Source organism: Mesorhizobium sp. M0678 (assembly GCF_040320505.1).
GTDB lineage: Bacteria > Pseudomonadota > Alphaproteobacteria > Rhizobiales > Rhizobiaceae > Mesorhizobium.
The window spans coordinates 531,148-548,385 of the sequence record NZ_JAMYPT010000002.1; the positions used below are offsets into that span (position 1 = coordinate 531,148).

The 17,238-nt window shown below is 62.0% G+C and carries 15 protein-coding genes; 7 read left to right on the forward strand and 8 right to left on the reverse strand.

Going from position 1 to position 17,238, the window contains the following annotated elements; all coding sequences use genetic code 11:
* Positions 1-68 precede the first annotated feature (68 nt).
* Positions 69-1,643, reverse strand: a complete 1,575-nt coding sequence (locus NKI29_RS05935; protein WP_023676843.1) for a phytoene desaturase family protein — start codon at positions 1,641-1,643, stop codon at positions 69-71.
* Between the two features lie 117 nt (positions 1,644-1,760).
* Here NKI29_RS05935 and NKI29_RS05940 point away from each other — a divergent pair, with 117 nt between their 5' ends.
* The 7 genes from NKI29_RS05940 to NKI29_RS05970 all read left to right on the forward strand — a co-directional run bounded on the left by NKI29_RS05940 (position 1,761) and on the right by NKI29_RS05970 (position 10,019).
* The gene (locus NKI29_RS05940; RefSeq protein ID WP_023676844.1) at positions 1,761-2,552 is read left to right on the forward strand and encodes a cyclase family protein; all 792 of its coding nucleotides are present in this window, start codon (positions 1,761-1,763) and stop codon (positions 2,550-2,552) included.
* A gap of 149 nt (positions 2,553-2,701) precedes the next feature.
* Positions 2,702-4,273 carry a phytoene desaturase family protein gene (locus NKI29_RS05945; protein ID WP_352570279.1) on the forward strand — a complete coding sequence of 524 codons (1,572 nt, stop codon included), beginning with the start codon at positions 2,702-2,704 and terminating at the stop codon, positions 4,271-4,273.
* Positions 4,273-4,752, forward strand: a complete 480-nt coding sequence (locus tag NKI29_RS05950) for a MarR family winged helix-turn-helix transcriptional regulator (protein ID WP_352455076.1) — start codon at positions 4,273-4,275, stop codon at positions 4,750-4,752. Before NKI29_RS05945 ends, NKI29_RS05950 begins: the two co-directional genes overlap by 1 nt.
* Before the next feature lie 42 nt (positions 4,753-4,794).
* Positions 4,795-6,948, forward strand: a complete 2,154-nt coding sequence (locus tag NKI29_RS05955; protein WP_352795659.1) for a thiamine pyrophosphate-dependent enzyme — start codon at positions 4,795-4,797, stop codon at positions 6,946-6,948.
* A complete protein-coding gene (locus tag NKI29_RS05960) occupies positions 6,941-8,536 on the forward strand; it encodes an indolepyruvate oxidoreductase subunit beta family protein (RefSeq protein WP_352795661.1) in 1,596 nt (531 codons plus the stop codon). The genes NKI29_RS05955 and NKI29_RS05960 overlap by 8 nt, the downstream gene beginning before the upstream one ends.
* A gap of 239 nt (positions 8,537-8,775) precedes the next feature.
* Entirely contained in the window at positions 8,776-9,177 is a 402-nt protein-coding gene (locus tag NKI29_RS05965; RefSeq protein ID WP_352795663.1) for an Arm DNA-binding domain-containing protein, read from the forward strand.
* A gap of 71 nt (positions 9,178-9,248) precedes the next feature.
* The gene (locus NKI29_RS05970) at positions 9,249-10,019 is read left to right on the forward strand and encodes a site-specific integrase (protein WP_352795665.1); all 771 of its coding nucleotides are present in this window, start codon (positions 9,249-9,251) and stop codon (positions 10,017-10,019) included.
* On the opposite strand, the gene NKI29_RS05975 is transcribed toward NKI29_RS05970, so the two are convergent.
* The 7 genes from NKI29_RS05975 to NKI29_RS06005 all read right to left on the reverse strand — a co-directional run bounded on the left by NKI29_RS05975 (position 10,005) and on the right by NKI29_RS06005 (position 16,704).
* Positions 10,005-10,298, reverse strand: coding sequence for a helix-turn-helix transcriptional regulator (locus tag NKI29_RS05975; protein ID WP_352795667.1), 294 nt, complete (start codon positions 10,296-10,298; stop codon positions 10,005-10,007). The genes NKI29_RS05970 and NKI29_RS05975 overlap by 15 nt on opposite strands.
* 216 nt (positions 10,299-10,514) lie before the next feature.
* On the reverse strand, positions 10,515-10,820 hold the full coding sequence (locus NKI29_RS05980; protein ID WP_352795669.1) for a hypothetical protein: 306 nt from the start codon (positions 10,818-10,820) through the stop codon (positions 10,515-10,517).
* The gene (locus tag NKI29_RS05985; RefSeq protein WP_352795670.1) at positions 10,817-14,956 is read right to left on the reverse strand and encodes a tape measure protein; all 4,140 of its coding nucleotides are present in this window, start codon (positions 14,954-14,956) and stop codon (positions 10,817-10,819) included. The genes NKI29_RS05980 and NKI29_RS05985 overlap by 4 nt, the downstream gene beginning before the upstream one ends.
* Positions 14,957-15,430: 474 nt before the next feature.
* Positions 15,431-16,081: a hypothetical protein gene (locus tag NKI29_RS05990; RefSeq protein WP_352795671.1), complete on the reverse strand. Its 651-nt coding sequence runs from the start codon at positions 16,079-16,081 to the stop codon at positions 15,431-15,433.
* A 56-nt stretch (positions 16,082-16,137) separates the two neighbouring features.
* A complete protein-coding gene (locus tag NKI29_RS05995) occupies positions 16,138-16,317 on the reverse strand; it encodes a ribbon-helix-helix protein, CopG family (RefSeq protein WP_352795672.1) in 180 nt (59 codons plus the stop codon).
* Positions 16,314-16,478, reverse strand: coding sequence for a hypothetical protein (locus NKI29_RS06000; RefSeq protein WP_352795674.1), 165 nt, complete (start codon positions 16,476-16,478; stop codon positions 16,314-16,316). The genes NKI29_RS05995 and NKI29_RS06000 overlap by 4 nt, the downstream gene beginning before the upstream one ends.
* A gap of 1 nt (position 16,479) precedes the next feature.
* Entirely contained in the window at positions 16,480-16,704 is a 225-nt protein-coding gene (locus tag NKI29_RS06005; protein WP_352795676.1) for a hypothetical protein, read from the reverse strand.
* Positions 16,705-17,238: the final 534 nt, after the last annotated feature.

Genomic DNA, 17,238 nt, shown 5'->3' on the forward strand with positions numbered 1-17,238 from the left:
AATCGGTGGGTTCAGGCTCCTTGGGCAACCGCGCCTTGTCCTCCTTCACCCTAGATGAAAAATGGAGCCTACCTCCCGCCAAGTTGTTGCGCGAGCATGTAGCCCGACGCCGCCCCGGTGCCGGCGCCGGGCCATGTTGCCGCCCCGGTCAGGTGCAGATTGCCGACCGGCGTGTTCCAGCCGGCGTAACCGCGCGCCGGCCGGAACAGGAAATTCTGCGCCAGATGATGGCTGCCGCAGATCTGGTCGCCGCCGACAAGGTTCGGGTTCTCGCGTTCGAGGTCGATGGGCGAGAACACGGCGCGGCCGAGGATCTTCCGACGAAGGCCGGGCGCATAGCGCTCGATAATGTCGAGGACGCGCTCGGCGTAGTGCTCCCTAGCCTCGTCCCAGTGAGCCGCCGCGATCGTGCCCGCTGCATCGCCTGCAATCTCGGCTGGCAGCATGCGCACCTGCACCCAAAGTACGTGCTTGCCGTCCGGCGCGCGCGAGGGATCGACGGCCGTCGGCTGGCCGACGACCAGCACCGGTTCATCCGGCAGCATGCCTGCCATCACCTGCTGGTAGGTCAGCGACATGGCGTCGAGCGACGGCGAAAGGTGCACATAGGCGAACTGCCGAAGCTCGGCGCCGGCGCGCCAGTCCGGCAGATCGTCGAGCGCCAGATGGATCATCAACGTCCCCGGCGCGTGGCGGAATTTTTTCACGGCCGTGTCGAAGCCGGTGTCGCCCGATCCGTTAGGCAACAGTTTCCCGGTCAGCGCCTTGGGCGCGACACCGGCGATGACGGCCTTGGTGGCTGTGTGGGTCTCGCCGGAAGCGAGCCGCACGCCGGTCGCTTTGCCGGCCGAAACCGTGATCTCGGCGACATCAGCCCCGGTGACGATCTTGCCGTCGGCGGCCGTGAGCATGCCCGACAGAGCGCGGATAATGGTGTCGGCGCCGCCTCTGCCGAGCACCATGCCGAAGCGCTGGTTGGCCATGGATTCGAGGTAAGGGAACACCGCGCCGCCGGCGATATCGGGGGCGAAGTCGAGATGCATGCCCCAGGTGGCGAGCGTCGCCCTGACATGCGGTGACTGGAAAGTCTCCTCGAGCCAGGCGCGGGGTGACGAAAGCAGCAACCGACCAGTATCGAGCGCGCCCGCAAAACCCTTCTTGCGCCAGAGGTTCCAGGCGGTGCCGGCGAGCGCACGGCCGCTCATCGGCGAGCCCAGCAGCCGGAACAGATGCTCGGCCTCCGCCGGGAATGCCGCAACCAGACGGCGCCATGTCTGTGCGTCCGCGTCGGAAAAAGCGGCCATGCGCGAGGCGGTCTTTTCCAGGTCGCTGCTGACGCCGAACCAGCGACCGTCGGGGAAGGCGCTGGCAAAACAGTCGGCCACCGGCACGAATTCCAGCCCGTGGGTTTTCAATTCATTTGCATATTTCTTGTGAAAGGCCGAGCCGGCGAACAGGCTGAGATTCATCGCGCCGAAATCGTGCCGGAAGCCCGGAAGCGTCAATTCGCGCGTCTGGACGGCGCCGCCGATCGTTGCATTACGCTCGAAAACTGCCGTTTTCCAGCCTTTGAGCGCCAGATGCGCGGCGCATGCCAGACTGTTGTGGCCTGCCCCGACAAATATGGCGTCGAACTCGCTCACGCCCCGTCCCATTTGCTTTATGCTTAAAGATAATTGCAGATGCATATGTTTTCGTCTAGTAGGATATTAAGGGCCGCGAGAGCCTTCAGCACCATCGAGCAAGAGGGAACAGAGACCATGGACACACAACAACTTCTAGGCGAAGTCGCCGGCCAGCTGCTTTCAGGCGCCATCCAGGTGGTCGACCTGACGGCGCCGCTCGGGCCCAACACGCCACTGATCAAGCTGCCGCCGGAACTGGCGGTCGACACGCCGAAGATCGAGATCCACGCCATCTCCGCCTATGACAAGAATGGCCCGTGGTGGGCGTGGAACTGGCTCAAGCTCGGCGAGCATTCGGGCACCCATTTCGACGCACCCAACCACTGGATCACCGGCAAGGATTATCCGGACGGCGCCACCGACACCATTCCGGCGCAGAACTTCGTCGGCCCGGTCAACGTCATCGACTGTTCGAAGCAAGCGGCAGCCGATCACGATTTCCTGCTCACCGTCGATCACATCAAGGCATGGGAAGCCGAACATGGCGCTATCAATCCCGGCGAGTGGGTGGTGATGCGCACCGACTGGTATAAGCGCAACGGCTCGGAAGCCGAGTTCCTCAACGCCAATGAGACCGGACCGCACACGCCTGGCCCGACCGCCGAAGCCATCCAGTATCTGATTAGCAAGGACATCAAGGGCTGGGGCAGCGAGACGATCGGCACGGATGCTGGAAAAGCAGGGGGAATGGAGCCGCCGTTTCCGGCGCACAGCCTGATGCACAAGGCCAACCGCTACGGCCTCGCCAGCCTCTGCAACCTCGACCGGCTGCCGCCGAAAGGCGCGATACTGATCGCTGCACCGCTCAAGATCGAGCACGGCACCGGCAGTCCGATCCGCGCGTTGGCGTTGGTGCCAAGGCAATAGGGTAGCTGCGGTCTTCGGGAGAAGATCATGTGCGGAAATGGCACTGTGGTGACGGAGTGGGAGCGGCAGCCTTGCAAAGCTGCGGCTCTACGGCGCCGTAGAGCGCCAATCTCTGCAATTGAACTCCTGCCGGCTAGGAGCACGCATCGATGAGCGCTCCCGATCACATCGTCGTCGGCAGCGGCATCAACGCGCTGGTCTGCTCGGCGATGCTTGGCGGCAAGGGGGCGAAGGTGCTGGTGCTCGAGCGCAACGACCGCATCGGCGGCTGCATGCGAACCGAAGAAATCACCGCGCCCGGCTTCATCCACGACGTGATGGCGACGACCTTTGTCCTGTTCATCACCTCGCCGGCGTATGCGGCGCTGGGCAAGGATCTGGCGCGGCACGGCCTGGAGTTTTGCAACACCTCCACGCCGACCGGTGTGCTGCGCCCGGACGGCAGCCATGCCGTCCTGCGCACCGATCGTATCGCCAATGTAGCGGCGATCAATGCGCTTGCCGCGGGCGACGGCGACCGGCACGCAAACGATGTCGGCGAGATCGAGCGCAACGCCGGTCTGCTGTTCGGACTGCTCGGTGGCAGCCTGTGGTCCTACCCGACGGCCAGGCTGCTGGCGGGTGAAGCCTGGCGGTGCGGCCCGCGTGGCCTTGCCGCCTTTCTCGGCAGCGCGCTGGTGCCAGCGCGCGGTTGGCTGGAAAGCACCTACCAGTCGGAAACCATGCGCGCGCTGTGGGCACCCTGGGTGCTGCATGCCGGCCTCGGGCCTGAGGACGCGTTCTCCGGCCAGATCGCCAAGGTCATCGCCTTCGCGCTTGAGGCGGCCGGCGCGCCGATCGTCAAGGGCGGTGCCAGGAATCTGCTGGCCGCCTTCGAAGCCTTGATCAGGGAACGCGGCGGCGAAATCCGCACCGGCGCCGACGTCGCGGCTATTGTCCAAAGCGGAGGCCGCGCCGCCGGCGTGCGGCTGGCTTCGGGCGAAACGATCAACGTGAACAAGAGCGTCATCTGCTCGGTCACGCCGACCCAGCTCTACCAGCGGCTGCTCGGCGACGCGGCGCCGAAAGCCGACGTCGAGGCAGCGCAAAAATACCGCTACGGCAAGGGCAATTTCCAGATCCACTATGCCTTGGACAAGCCGCCGGCATGGCGCGGCGAGGGCCTGGACAAGGTCGCGCTGCTGCATCTGACGCCGGGGCTCGACGGCGTCTCGAAGGCCTGCAACGAAGCCGTGCGCGGCATGCTGCCGGAGGTGCCGACCATGTGCGTCGGCCAGCCGCACGCGCTCGACCCATCGCGCTGCCCGGCCGGCAAGGCGGTCCTGTGGCTGCAACTGCCCGAGGCGCCACGGCATATCAAGGGCGATGCCGCCGGCAAACTGCAAACACCGGCAGACGGTCGCTGGACCGAGGCGCTGCGCGAAGCCTATGCCGACCGTGCCGAAGCGATCCTCGCCAGCCATATCGATGGGTTCAAGGACAGCGTCATCGCACGCCGCGCCTGTTCGCCGACCGACCTGGAAGCTATGAACATCAATCTGGTCGGCGGCGACCCCTATGGCGGTTCCTCGGCTATCGACCAGTCGTTTCTGTGGCGGCCGTTCAAGACGAGCCGCAATCACGCCACCGAGGTCAGGGGTCTCTACCACATCGGTGCCTCGACCCATCCGGGTGCTGGCTTGGGCGGCGGCTCCGGCTTTCTCCTGGCGGGGAGGCTGTGATGGAACAGAAGGTTGAAAAGCGCCAGCGCATCTCGACTTTGGGCCAGATCGGCCTGCAGCAATTCGCGCCCTATCTGATGAACCGCATCATGGGCCGCTACAACGCCACCTTGCGCGACAATTTCCGCAAGCAGGGCCTGACCATTCCGCAGGTGCGCACGCTGGCGGTGTTGTCGGTCACCGATGGCGTCACCGTCAACGATCTCTCGGTCTATACCGTCATCGAGCAGTCGACCTTGAGCCGGACGCTCGACACGCTGGAGGGGCAAGGGTTTGTGCGGCGCGAGCAGGGGGTCACCGACAGCCGTATCCGCCATGTATTCCTGACCGACGATGGCCGCGCCGAGTTCGCGCGCGCCTGGCCGGCCATGCACGACGCTTTCGAGGCAATGTTCGACGATGTCGACGATGCCGAATACGCGGCGCTGATCGCGACATTGCAGAAGATGCTGAAGAACATTCGCAAGCACGACATCTGATCTTACGCGCCGCCATCGGGGCGGTAACGGAAGGAGCCCAAAATGGCCGAACGGTCTTTTGCCAAGGAAGTCGAAAAGCTCAGGCTCGGCGCCGGCGAGGAGTTTTCCGGCGAAGGCATTCTCGCCATCACCAAGGCGCTGCTGCAATGCGGCGTCGGCTATGTCGGCGGCTATCAGGGCGCGCCGATCAGCCATTTGATGGACGTGCTGGCCGACGCGCAGGATATCCTGGGCGAGCTCGGCGTGCATTTCGAGGCGAGCGCCTCGGAAGCCACGGCCACCGCCATGCTTGCCGCATCGGTGCATTATCCTATCCGCGGCGCGGCGACCTTCAAGTCGACGGTCGGCACCAATGTCGCCTCCGACGCGCTCGCCAATCTCGCTTCCGGCGGCGTCACCGGCGGTGCATTGATCATCGTCGGCGAGGATTACGGCGAAGGCTCCTCGATCATGCAGGAGCGCAGCCACGCCTTTGCCATGAAGAGCCAGGTCTGGCTGCTCGACCCGCGACCGAACCTGCCGTCGATCGTCAAGGCGGTGCAGGACGGCTTCGAGCTGTCCGAGGTTTCCAACACGCCGGTCATGCTGCAGGTCCGTATTCGCTGCTGCCATGTCCACGGCCATTTCATCGCCAAGGACAACAAGCGCCCGGCAATGACTGTGGCCGATGCGCTCGAGGCGCCGCGCCGCGACACCGGCCGCATCGTGCTGCCGCCCGCGTCCTTCCTGCACGAGAAGGAAAAGGTGCAGAAACGCTGGCCGGCGGCGGTGGATTTCATCCGCACCAACAAGATCAACGAGTTTTTCGGCCCGGAGCACGGCTCGGTCGGCATCGTCATGCAGGGCGGCATGTACAATTCGGTCATCCGGGCGCTGCAGCGGCTTGGCCTCGCCGACACTTATGGCGACACCGACGTGCCGCTCTATGTGCTCAACGCCGTCTATCCCTTAGTCGACGACGAGTTCCTGTCTTTCTGCGAAGGCAAGGACGCCGTCCTCGTCGTCGAGGAAGGCCAGCCCAACTACATCGAACAGGCCTTTGCCGCGATGCTGCACAAGGCCGGCCGCGGCACCAGGCTCGTCGGCAAGGAACATCTGCCTATGGCCGGCGAATATACCGGCCAGGTGATGCTCGACGGCATCGGATCGTTCCTGCGCGCCACCATCCCGCATCTGCTGCCAAGCGAGGTCCGCGCGCCGAACAAGATCGGCGACGGGCTCGACACCGCCGACCTGATCAACGTCGTCCCGGGCCGGCCGCCCGGCTTCTGCGTCGGCTGCCCGGAGCGGCCGATCTTCGCCGCCACCAAGCTGGTCGAGCAGGAGCTGGGCAAGCACCACATCGCCTCCGACATTGGCTGCCATCTGTTCTCGATCATGCCGCCTTTCGAGCTAGGTGCCACTACCATGGGCTACGGGCTGGGGCCGGCCTCGGCTTCGGCGTTCAATTCGCCCGATGCCAAGCGCCGCTCGATCTCCTTCGTCGGCGACGGCGGCTTCTGGCACAACGGTCTGACCTCGTCGATCGGCAACGCGGTGTTCAACAAGAACGACGGCGTCATCGTCATCGTCGACAATTTCTATTCGGCCGCCACCGGCGGCCAGGACATCCTGTCGTCCCGCGCCGGCAACAAGACCAAGTCGACCAAGCACCCGATCACCGAGGCGGTGAAGGGCATGGGCGTCAAATGGCTGCGCCACATCGACCGCACCTACGACGTAACCAAGATGCAAGACACGCTGCGCGAGGCGCTGACGACGGACGAAAAGGGCCCGAAAGTCATTGTCGCCTCGTCCGAATGCATGCTCAACCGGCAGCGCCGCGAAAAGCCGCTGGTCGACAAGGCGATCAAGGGCGGGACGCGCATAGTCAAGCCGAAATTCGGCGTCGACGAAGATATCTGCACCGGCGACCATGCCTGCATGCGGCTTTCCGGCTGCCCGTCGCTGTCGGTGAAGTCGCTGGACGACCCCCTGCGCGACGATCCGGTGGCGCATATCGACCAAAGCTGCGTCGGTTGCGGCAATTGCGGCGAGGTCGCCGATGCGGCGGTGCTCTGCCCATCCTTCTACCGCGCCGATGTCGTGCACAATCCGAGCCGCTGGGACCGTTTCCTTGAAGCCGCTCGCCGCGCCATGATCGGTCTCTTGCAGCGGCGCCGTGAAAGCCGGCGCCTGATATTCGCCGATGCTTGACGCCGTGCCCTCATCGCGCTCGAAAGCCGGCGCCCCCGAAGACGAGCGCGTCATCAAGCTTGCCGTGCTGGCGGTCGGTGGCCAGGGCGGTGGCGTGCTGGCCGACTGGATCACCGACGTCGCCGAGCGCAACGGCTACGTCGCGCAATCGACCTCGGTCGCCGGCGTCGCCCAGCGCACCGGCGCCACCATCTATTATGTCGAAATGTGCCGCGACACCGGCCGCCTGCCGGTCTTCGCGCTGTCGCCGTCGCAGGGCGACGTCGACATCCTGATTGCCGCCGAACTGATGGAGGCCGGCCGCGCCATCATCCGCGGCTTCGTCACGCCCGAGCGCACCACGCTGATCGCCTCGTCGCACCGCATCGCCGCGGTCTCGGAGAAGATCGAGCCCGGCGATGGCCTCGCTTCGTCCTCGAAGGTGCATGCCACGGCGGAAGCCGCGGCCAAGCGCTTCATTGCCTTCGACATGGAGAAGATCGCCGCCGACAATGGCTCGATGATCTCGGCCAGCCTGCTCGGCGCGCTGGCCGGCTCCGACGCCTTGCCGTTCAGTCGCGAAAGCTATGAGCAGGCGGTCAGTGCCGGCGGCCGTGGTGTCAAGGCCAGCCTCGCCGCCTTCGGCGCCGCCTACGATCGGGCGCGCGGCATCGCGAGTGCGCCTTCGGGCGACAAGACTGCACAGCCGGCGGCCGCTGAAACCGGCTCGGGCGCGGGGACAAAAGTCAGCGGCCCGGAAAGCCTGTTGAAGGGCTGGCAACAACTGGCGGCGCGCGTCGCCGCGTTGCCGGCACCTGTGCACGACATGGCGCTTCGCGGCCTGAAAAAAGTCGTCGACTATCAGGACATCGCCTATGGCGGCGAGTATCTCGACCGGCTGGACCGGGCGGTCGTCCTGGACAATGCCGAACACGCCTACGCGCTGTCGATCGCCGCCGCCAAGCATCTGGCCAACGCGATGTGCTACGACGACATGATCCGCGTCGCCGATCTGAAGACACGCTCGACGCGCGACCAGCGCGTACGCCGTGAGGTTGGTGTCAAGCAAGGCTCAGTCCTGCAGGTGACCGAATATTTCCATCCGCGCATCGAGGAATTCTGCGGCACGCTGCCGGCCGGGCTCGGCAGCTACATCGAGGCGCGGCCGAAGCTCGCCGCCTTCCTCGACCGCCGCATCAACCGCGGCCGCCATATCCGCACCGACAGTTTTGCCGGCTTTGCCGCATTGTGGTTCATCGGCGGCCTGCGCCGCTGGCGCCGCCGGCTGCTGCGCCACAAGATCGAGACCGCGCATCTCGAGCGCTGGTATGCGCTGGCGCTGGGCCAAGTCGGCGAGGACTACGCGCTTGGCACGGAGATCCTCAACTGCCGCCGGCTGATCAAGGGCTACAGCGACACCCACGCCCGCGCACAGTCGAAATTCGACCGCGTGCTGTCGGCGCTCGACCTGGTCAAGGGCCGCCCGGACGCCGCAGACTGGACCCGGCGCCTGCGCGAAGCCGCGCTGAAGGACGAAAAGGGCGACATGCTCGACGGCGCGCTGAAGACCGTGGCGTCGCTGGGTGATAGCGACGTTCCATCGAGTTGATCTGTGAAATGGTCCCGTTTAATTCATCGAGAATTTTGGTGCCGCTTAGGTGACTCGAACACCTGACCCCATCATTACGAATATCGTAACTACGCTCTTCATATCTCCTCATCCACGACCATCATTCCCGCTGTAAGCCTTGATTTGCAAGGCGTTGCATGTTCTAAGCTTCTCATACGTGAACATAGCAACGCGATAGATTCTGCTACCTATTTGCTACCTTTTTTGAGGGGACTGTCATGAGTGTGTTGACTGAGTTGGCGCTGAAAGCGGCGAAGCCGGGGGCGAAAGAATACGATATCTGGGATTCAAAGGTGAAGGGGTTCGGCGTCCGCGTCAGCCCAAAAGGGACCAAGACATTCGTCCTTCTCTTCCGCTTCGAAGGCAGGCCGCGCCGTTACACCATCGCCCGCTACCCGGACCTGTCGTTGGCAGACGCGCGTGACAAGGCACAGGACGCGAAAGGAAAGATTGCCAACGCGTCGATCCGCAAGCTGAGAAGACGAAGGAGAAGCGAAAGCTGTCCGATCGCGTCGATGCTCTCGTCGGGCAGTTCATCGAAGCCGAGTGCAAGGGAGAGGCTTTCGCCAAAAGCGGCATACCGAAATGGGATTCGTGGAAGCTGGTCGAGCGGAGCCTGAAAGAATACCTCGTCTCCCAGTATGGCACGCGCTCTGTCCATCACGTGACCAAGGCGGACATAAAGAGCGCCTTGAAGCGGATCGTTGCCATGGGCCATCCGCAGGCCGCCAACACGGCGTTCTGGTACATGCGGGCGCTTTTCAATTGGTGTAAAAAGGAAGATGTCATCGCCATTTCGCCATGCGAGGGACTGGAGAACCCCGCGCCAATCAAGATGCGTGAGAGAGTCGTTTCTGATCCCGAACTAGCGGCCATATGGAAGGGCTGTGAGCCTGCCCCTGATGAAGTCGGCTATCCGTTCGGATCGATTGTCAGGCTGCTCATGCTGACAGGCCAGCGGCGCACCGAGGTAGCTGCTATGCGGTGGTCTGAACTCAACCTTGAAGCTGGCAATTGGGAAATACCCGGAGACCGGACCAAGAATGAAAACGCTACCATTATCCCACTATCGACGTTGGCGCTGGATATCTTGCGAAGCATTCCGAAGCTAAAGGACTCGCCGTTCGTCTTCCCGGCGAGAGGCAATAAGGACAGCCACTTCTCTGGCTATGCGAAGGGTAAGAAGGGCCTAGATGACAAGATCGAAATCGACGGCAAGCCGCTGGAGAACTGGACGCTGCATGACCTCCGCAGGACGCTGGCGACCAATCTCGCTAAGCGGCAGGTTCCGCCGCACGTCATCGAGCATGTTCTGAACCACTCGGCGGCGTCGATGACCGGGGTCTCAAAAATCTACAACACCTATGCCTATGACAAAGAAAAGCGCGAGGCGCTCCAGTTGTGGGCAGACAGCGTGAAATGGATTGTGCAGGCGAAGGCAGAGCCGTCAATGGCGGCGTAGGGCAACCCAGTCCCTGACGCGTCCGGCGATCTTATCATCCATCCATACCCCGACCTCGGAATATACCCACGCCACACGACCGGGGCCGAGGCGAACGCGCTGCGGGAAGAGCCCCGCCTTCTCCAGCCGGTCGATGTGCTGCGGCGATATCGATGTCAGTTGCCGCAATTCCGTTTTGCCGACGAAACGCTCGCCGGTGAAAGCGCGGATTGGCGTCGTCACTGGTGAGTGTTTCTTGACGCCGCGTGGCACGGTTGAAGTGGTGAAAAGGTCGCTCATAATCACGCCCGTTAGCGAAGCAAACCAACACCGTCAACAGACAAAAAGGCTCTGAAAAACAGGCCCAAGAGGCACAAAAGCGGAGCCGTTGAAAAACAACGAAATTGATCAAGACTTTGCCGCAAGGCTCCGCTTTTGCCGTTGCTGTAAAATAAAAAGAGGCAGCAACCGTCTAACGATTGCTGCCCCAAAACTAGCTCCGGTGCGAGACGGAGCTTATCCGTTCTGATGATATTCCTTCGCCCATACACAGCCGCCGAGAACCCGGAAACGGGCCGTCTGGCCTTCGAGGAGCAGGTGCCCGGCCATCTCGGCATCGACGCTTTCGGAAGAGTTAATCGCCACGAAAGCATCGCCTTCGAGCGCCGAGACTAGGACAGTGAAAAAACCATGGTCCCAATCCACACCAAGCGGCGTCATACCGTCTTCACTGACCCAAAACGCAGGTGCAAGCGCCTGCCGAAGGCAACTGTGATCGGGACCGCTGGTCAGCCAAGATTCAGCACGTAGCAGCATGGTCAAGCCCTCATCTCGGCGCGCTTCATAGCGCTGAGCATCTGGGCTTTGGTCTGGTTCTTCGAACGGCGGAAAGTGTCCGCGTCCTTCACATCGTGGAAGTTAAAATTATTCACCACCGGCCGGTTGTCGCGGCTGCGATCGTTCGAGCGGTTGTCGTTGCCACCAAGGTCCACCGGAATCTCCCGACCACGAGTGAGCGGGATCACGGCCTCGTTAGGGTGGAGCACCGCAGGCATGCCGCCAGAGGTGTTGGCCGTGCCTTCCGCGTAGTGTGGCGCGTTCGACCACATGCCGGCCGGCAGAGATGCCCGTGAAAGTGGCGACGTGGAATAGCCGCCTTCCGAGAAAAGGCCGCCGAGCATGCTGCCAATGCCCCCTCCGCCCATCATGGATTGGAGAAGCTGCATGATCATGCCACCGAACTGCCCAAGGCCCGGAATAGCGGACGCCAGAGGGCCTAGCAGGCTGCTGATGCCCTGTCCAAAGCCGCCGACACCGGATGCACCGGCTTGCGCCTGTGTGCCGGCTGTAGCCGCCTGTTGGCCGGCGGTAGCGATCGACTGCCCTGCCGTGGTGAACTGCGGCGAGGCTGTTCCTGCCATGGTGCCAGCCTGCTGCACCTGCACACCTGTCATGGTCGATGCCGTAGCGAGGTTCTGGTTAGCCGCGCGCATCGTATCAAACGCCGGAGCCGTCGATGCTGCCGTGGTGCCTACGGTCTGGAGTTTTACGTTCAAGGCATCAATGCCCTGTGTGGTCGCGGGATCGATAGCGCTTGACTGGAATGTCTTGCCGACCCGGAAGCCTTCAATCTCCTCTTGCTTCATCATCAGGAGTCGACGTTGCTCCGCCGTCATGTCCGACATACGGGTCTGGCTGCTTACGCCGGCAGCAGCAGCAAGCTGGCTGGTGTATCCCTTGGTGTTGTTCTCGAATGGTGGAGCGTAACGGTTGATCGCCGACTCCAGCGTCCGGTCGCGATAAGCTGGAGACTCGAACAGAAGGCGTTCACGGGCAGCGCGCCCGTTCTCTAGCGTGTCGAAGGCTGCGAAGCGTCCACCACCTTCCAGATAACCCGGCTGCGAGCGCGTGAACCGTCCGTCCTCAATGTTGCCCGGATTGTTGTTGCGCCATGCGAAGCTGCCGTGGCGGGTCACTGTCGAGCCGTCAGCATTCATGAAGCTGGTGAAGCCCTTGCCGGAAGCAATGACCTTGGTGAACCCAGCCCCCATGGACTCGCCGGCACGTGCCAGATCACCATTGTTCGGTGTAATGCCCGGCGCGAAGCGTTCAGGATCGACGTAGCCGATGCGATTGGCCTTGGCTGTGGTGTTCGCGCCGATCGGGCCAGTTGCTGCCCATCCTGCCGGCAAGGCTCTGCCCGGCTCGATTGGGAAGCGATCTGTACCAAGCGGCATTCGTGGGGCAACGGTGCTACCTGGGATATCCGCAAGCGGTGCACGCGTGATCTGTGACATCGGGCCGAGGCCGCCATCGACCGGCATACCATTGATGGATAGGCCGGTCGTGTACACGTTGGTCATAGCGGTACTGATGGTGCTGCCGATGTTCGCCAGCTTCGCCAGTGCAGCGTCTGCCATGCCGCCGCCGTTGGTCTGACCATCCATGCCGAGACCCGTGAAGAGGTCCTTCATGAGGCTGTTGAGGCTGATCTGAACAAAGGTCTTTAGAATCGATCGTGCAAGACCGGCGAAGTCGGCATCGGCTCCGGTGACGAAGTTTGTGATCTCATCCGACAGGCCGCCGATGCCATCCTTGACGGCATTCTGAATACTGTCGTTGAAGTCGCCGACTGAGGTGGTCCAGCGCTCGATACCGTTGCCGATCTCGCCATTCATCTTGGCGATGCCGCGATAGTAATCAGTCAGCGCGGCTAAGCCGCCCGCGCCGATGTCCTGACCTTTCTTAAGGAGGTCGTTGTAATCCCTCTGGGCATCGTTGAGGGCCTTCTGTTCACCTGTCTTGCCGCGAAGGTTGGCGAGATCGTCGCCGTGGTCACGTGCCAGTGCTCCAGCCGGATTGCGGTCATCAAGAGTCTTGACAGCAAGCGCCTTTTTCCACGGCGCGGCATCGATGCCTTTCTTGGCAGCGATAGCGTCTAGGAGGACAAGCTGTTTCTGGTACTCGTCGTTAGCCTTGCCAACGGCGTTGACCTCATCCCAGACGGCTTGCTGGGCATCTGTGAGGGCAGAGAGCTTGGCGGCTGCATTGCTGGCCTCACGAGTGGCGTTTCGGCTGATTAGGTCTTGGTTCAAGAGGTCCGCGTCTTGGATTGCCTTGGCGTATTTATCGGTCTCGGCCATGGCAGCGCCGAAGGCCTTGGACACGCCATCAGCAAGGCCAGCGCCGAAGCTGGCCACCTTATCGGACAGGGCCGTGAAGACCGCGCCAGCGCCATCGATCAATGCGTTGGTGGCTCTACTGTCGTTGAAGGCCGAATCGATTGCGGCAGCGAAGAGTCCAAGGGCGGCGACCGTCAGCATGACCTCGCTAGTCAGAACCGCAAACGCCGCGCCGAGGCCGCCCACGGCTGCCAGAGTCTCGCCACCGGCGAAGATCATCATTGCTGTTTTCAAACCGCGAAAGGCCGCAGTCGCGCCGGTGACCAGCGGGGCCATCAGCGTAATTGGAAGGACCAACAATCGCAGGGCGGCGGCGGCGGCTGTGATCGCAGCATAACCTGCGAATGCCTTCATGAAGGTGGCAATGGTGTCAGTGTTGTCCGAGAGGATTTTGACCGTTGCGCCGATCACGCGGAGGGCTGATCCTAGATAAGTGCCTATATCGGCGGCGAACTTCTTCACCGGGTCGCTGTTCAATGCGGCGGCCAACTGCTTTGCGAGCGCACCCAGACCAGCGTTGAAGCCATTGTCGAACAGAGTCCGCTGGAAAGTCGTCCAAGCATTCTGGAGCCCTACGATGGACGCCTGCGAAGAATTCATTGCGGACGCCATAGCCGGCCCGAACTGCGACTGGAGTCGCGCGGACATCTTAACCAGAGCTTCCGACCCGACTTCGCCGGCCTGCATCATTTTCTGGAGTTTGAGCGTGGTCACGCCAAGGCTGTCGGCAAGAATCTGGGCCGCTCCAGGCATCGCCTCGGCCAACTGGCCACGCAATTCTTCCATTTGGATGGTGCCCTTCGACATCATTTGCGTGAGCGCAAGGAAGGCGTTCTTCTGCTGCTCCGTGCTCGTGCCCATGGCAGCGAACGCAGTCGAGAACGACGAGAAAATCTTTTGGGTATCAGCGACACTGACGCCGGACAGACGAGCGGCAGTCGCGAACTGGCCATAGCTGGTAGCCACGGCGTCCAACGAGATGGGCATCTGGGCAGTGAGGTTCTGTAGAAACCGCATCTGCTGTCCAACTTCGTCGGAGGACGATGCAACCGTGCCCAGAGTTCTCTGCAAACTGATGAAGGCGCTGCCCGTCTGGTACACGCCGCGTGCTGCTGCAACCGCACCAATGCCTGCCAAGGCGCTCCGCAAGAGGTTCGCGGCGGACGTGGTGGATGACATCTGCGACGTGAAACCACGAAGTGAATTCGTCGACTTCGAGAAGTCGGGCATGCTCCCACGGCCGACGCGAAGGCTTAGACCATTGAGGCGCGATAGCGCGGCGGCGGCAGCATTGATGCGAGCGGGATTGGCTACGGCAAGCCCGGCGACAAGGGCGTTTAGGTTGCGAACGGCAGCGAGCGGAGGGCCTTTGAAACCTACCAGAGCAGCCTTGATCTGATTGAGTGACGTGACGAGCCGGCCGTCGATGCGGATACGGTTCAAGTTCGCCAAGGCAATCGGTACGGCCTTTATGGCGGCTGCATTGAAACGGAAGTTGGCGAGGGCCTTCTGGAGGGTCTGGAGATTGGTGACCAGCGCTTTTGAGACCTTGACCTTGCTGAGAGCGTCGAGAGCGACAGCGGTGCCCCTGGCTGACTTGGCGAGGCTACCCAGATTCGATCTGCCGAGCTTGTCGAGAGACGCAAAGGCGCTCTTCGACACGGAGTCGAACTGGCGCAGTGCCTTCAGGGAATCCGAGACAGAGCGAGTGAATTGCGTGACGCCTGTTTGAGCCTTGCGGCTATCGACGCCAATCTGGATATTGAAATCTGACATGGGACTCCCGTGCGCTGCGAGAGCGCGTGACGATTAGGTACTGTCGGGAGTGAGGCGCACCGCGCCGGAGGCTTATGGTTTGAGGGCTCGGCCACCTTGCCGGGAGGGGAACGGCAAGGTGGCCGGCTAACCTCGAAGTCTATGCCTAAGCTTCGAGGATTAGGTGATTAGGTGCCCAGCCAAGCAGTGAAAGGTGTCTGCCTCTTCGGAACGTTAGCCGGCTGGGCTCTCGAAACGGATAGCCACGCTTCGAGGATTCGGTGCGGCGACTAGCGAAAGGACAACTCTAGTCGCCGCCATGCAAATTGAACTTCACAGGCCAATCATTTCCCGAGGCCGGCCCGTGTCGCTCAACGCACGATTCTATTTACCCTTTCGGCTTCGACCGGCGTTTCGGGGAAAGGGGCGATACCGGGCATTCGATCGGCAGTGGTCTCCGTCGATCTGGCACCGGCATGAGGCGGATACACATGCTTAGCGCTTCCGCTTGACAAATGGTGCTAGGTAGAACTTGGCCCGCTCCAGCGACGTGGCCTGACTGAGGCCGTCACCTATGCGCGTCCCGCGCTTGACCGTCACCAGTGCGTCGGCGAGTCCTGCCTTCCTGACAGGCGACAAATCCTTGATGAGTTCAGGGTCTAGGACGGAATGTGCATCGACAACGACCGGCGCGTCGGGTTCTTCAGGCAGCGGCTTGGCGACTTCGGCCGGCGCGTCTTTCCGGATGATTGCCCCGAGTCGGCCCCAAAAATCATAGTCATCCTTTTGCGCGGGCGTGAGTTCGGCGAGAGGTAAGCCGACTGCATTCAGGTACTCTATCTGTGCCGGCGTGGGTGCCGGCTCCGCGTCTGCCGTGGGTTCATCGGCCGTGGGTTCATCGACGCGCCCGTCGATGACGGTGGGCTTGGCCAAGTTGGCCACCTCGAGTCGCACCTCTGGTGGGAGGTCGGAGAGTTCCCTGCCCGGGAATCGGGCCATGTAGGCGCTCTGCTCGTCGTTCAAATCTAGCATGTCGATGTCCTGTGTTTTCGGTTTGCGACCGCGCTTCAGAGCGGGCCAATTTCTCCAGAACGGCCCGGCGCAACCAGTCCACACGGCTCTTGCCTTCGGCTTGTGCGGCTTCATCGACCCTATCGACGACGCCGGGCAAGAGCTTCAGAAGAACTGTGCGCCGGGTAGTCTCAAACGGATCGTTCAGCATGGACTCCCTCTTCCGATCGAGTGAGGTACTGGTCGAGGGCGGCTCTTAAAAGATCGCCACGATCTCTATTTTCGCGGGTGCATGCTCGGTCGATCCGCCAATCCATCGCCGCTGGAATGAAGATTCCAATGCGCTGAAAATCGTCTCTCGGGCGGGTCATTGAGCGGCCTGCTCGGCAAGTTCTCTTGTGATGGCCGCAATCAGCCACTCGGGACGCGACTTGATGCCCTGACGCCTCATGGCTTGGGCAACCGCGTGGCAGGTATCGGGGTGCAGCCGGAAAGATACGAGGGGCCAATTTTCCTTCTTCATGTCGGTCATGTCAGCACGCGCCTTCGTTCCGGGCTCGATCGCTTTCGATTGCCGCCGCGCGCTCGGCCTTGGCGTCTGCCGAGACCTTGTCCTGCAACAGCGCCAGAGCCTTGCGCACGACATGAGCGCGGCCAAGCCCGGTGACTGCGGCTTGGCGGTTGACGAACTTCAACTGCGAATCCGTAATGGAGACTACAAATCTATTGTGGCTGACACCGCCTCTGCCGATGGTCATACGAGAGCTCCCACCTTGCCGCCGTGGGTAACGAAGTCCCTTTCGACAATTAGACGGAGCGCCGCCGTAAATGGCACCAAGTCTCTCAAGGCCAGAGCATCAATATAGTCGACATGATGCTCAGGAAGTGTGATGCTTTTGCTGATGCTGCCGTCGCGGCGCATGGAATTCTTGCACGTAGCCATGGGTGTTCTCGTATTTTGGGGATCAAGACGGCAGCGGCTACCAGCCGAGCGGCGCATAGTACCACTATGGCCAAGGTCTCTGAATATGCGAATGGTACAGAAAACAACACGGGCTGTGGGAATGGTGGTGCGATTAACCAACCTGATCTCTGCATGAGTGGGTCTGCACTCAACCAATCAATCGCTATTGGCCAAAGGCAGGCCAGGAGTTGCGGGGTTGGCAAAGGATAGGTTGCAAATCTTTATAGTAAAAGGATGAGTGCAGAATGTTGGTGAGAGGATGAGTTCAGAAACGCAGACTAAATCTAAAGTCTACAATGTTAGTATTTAGTGGTCTGCGTATTAGGTC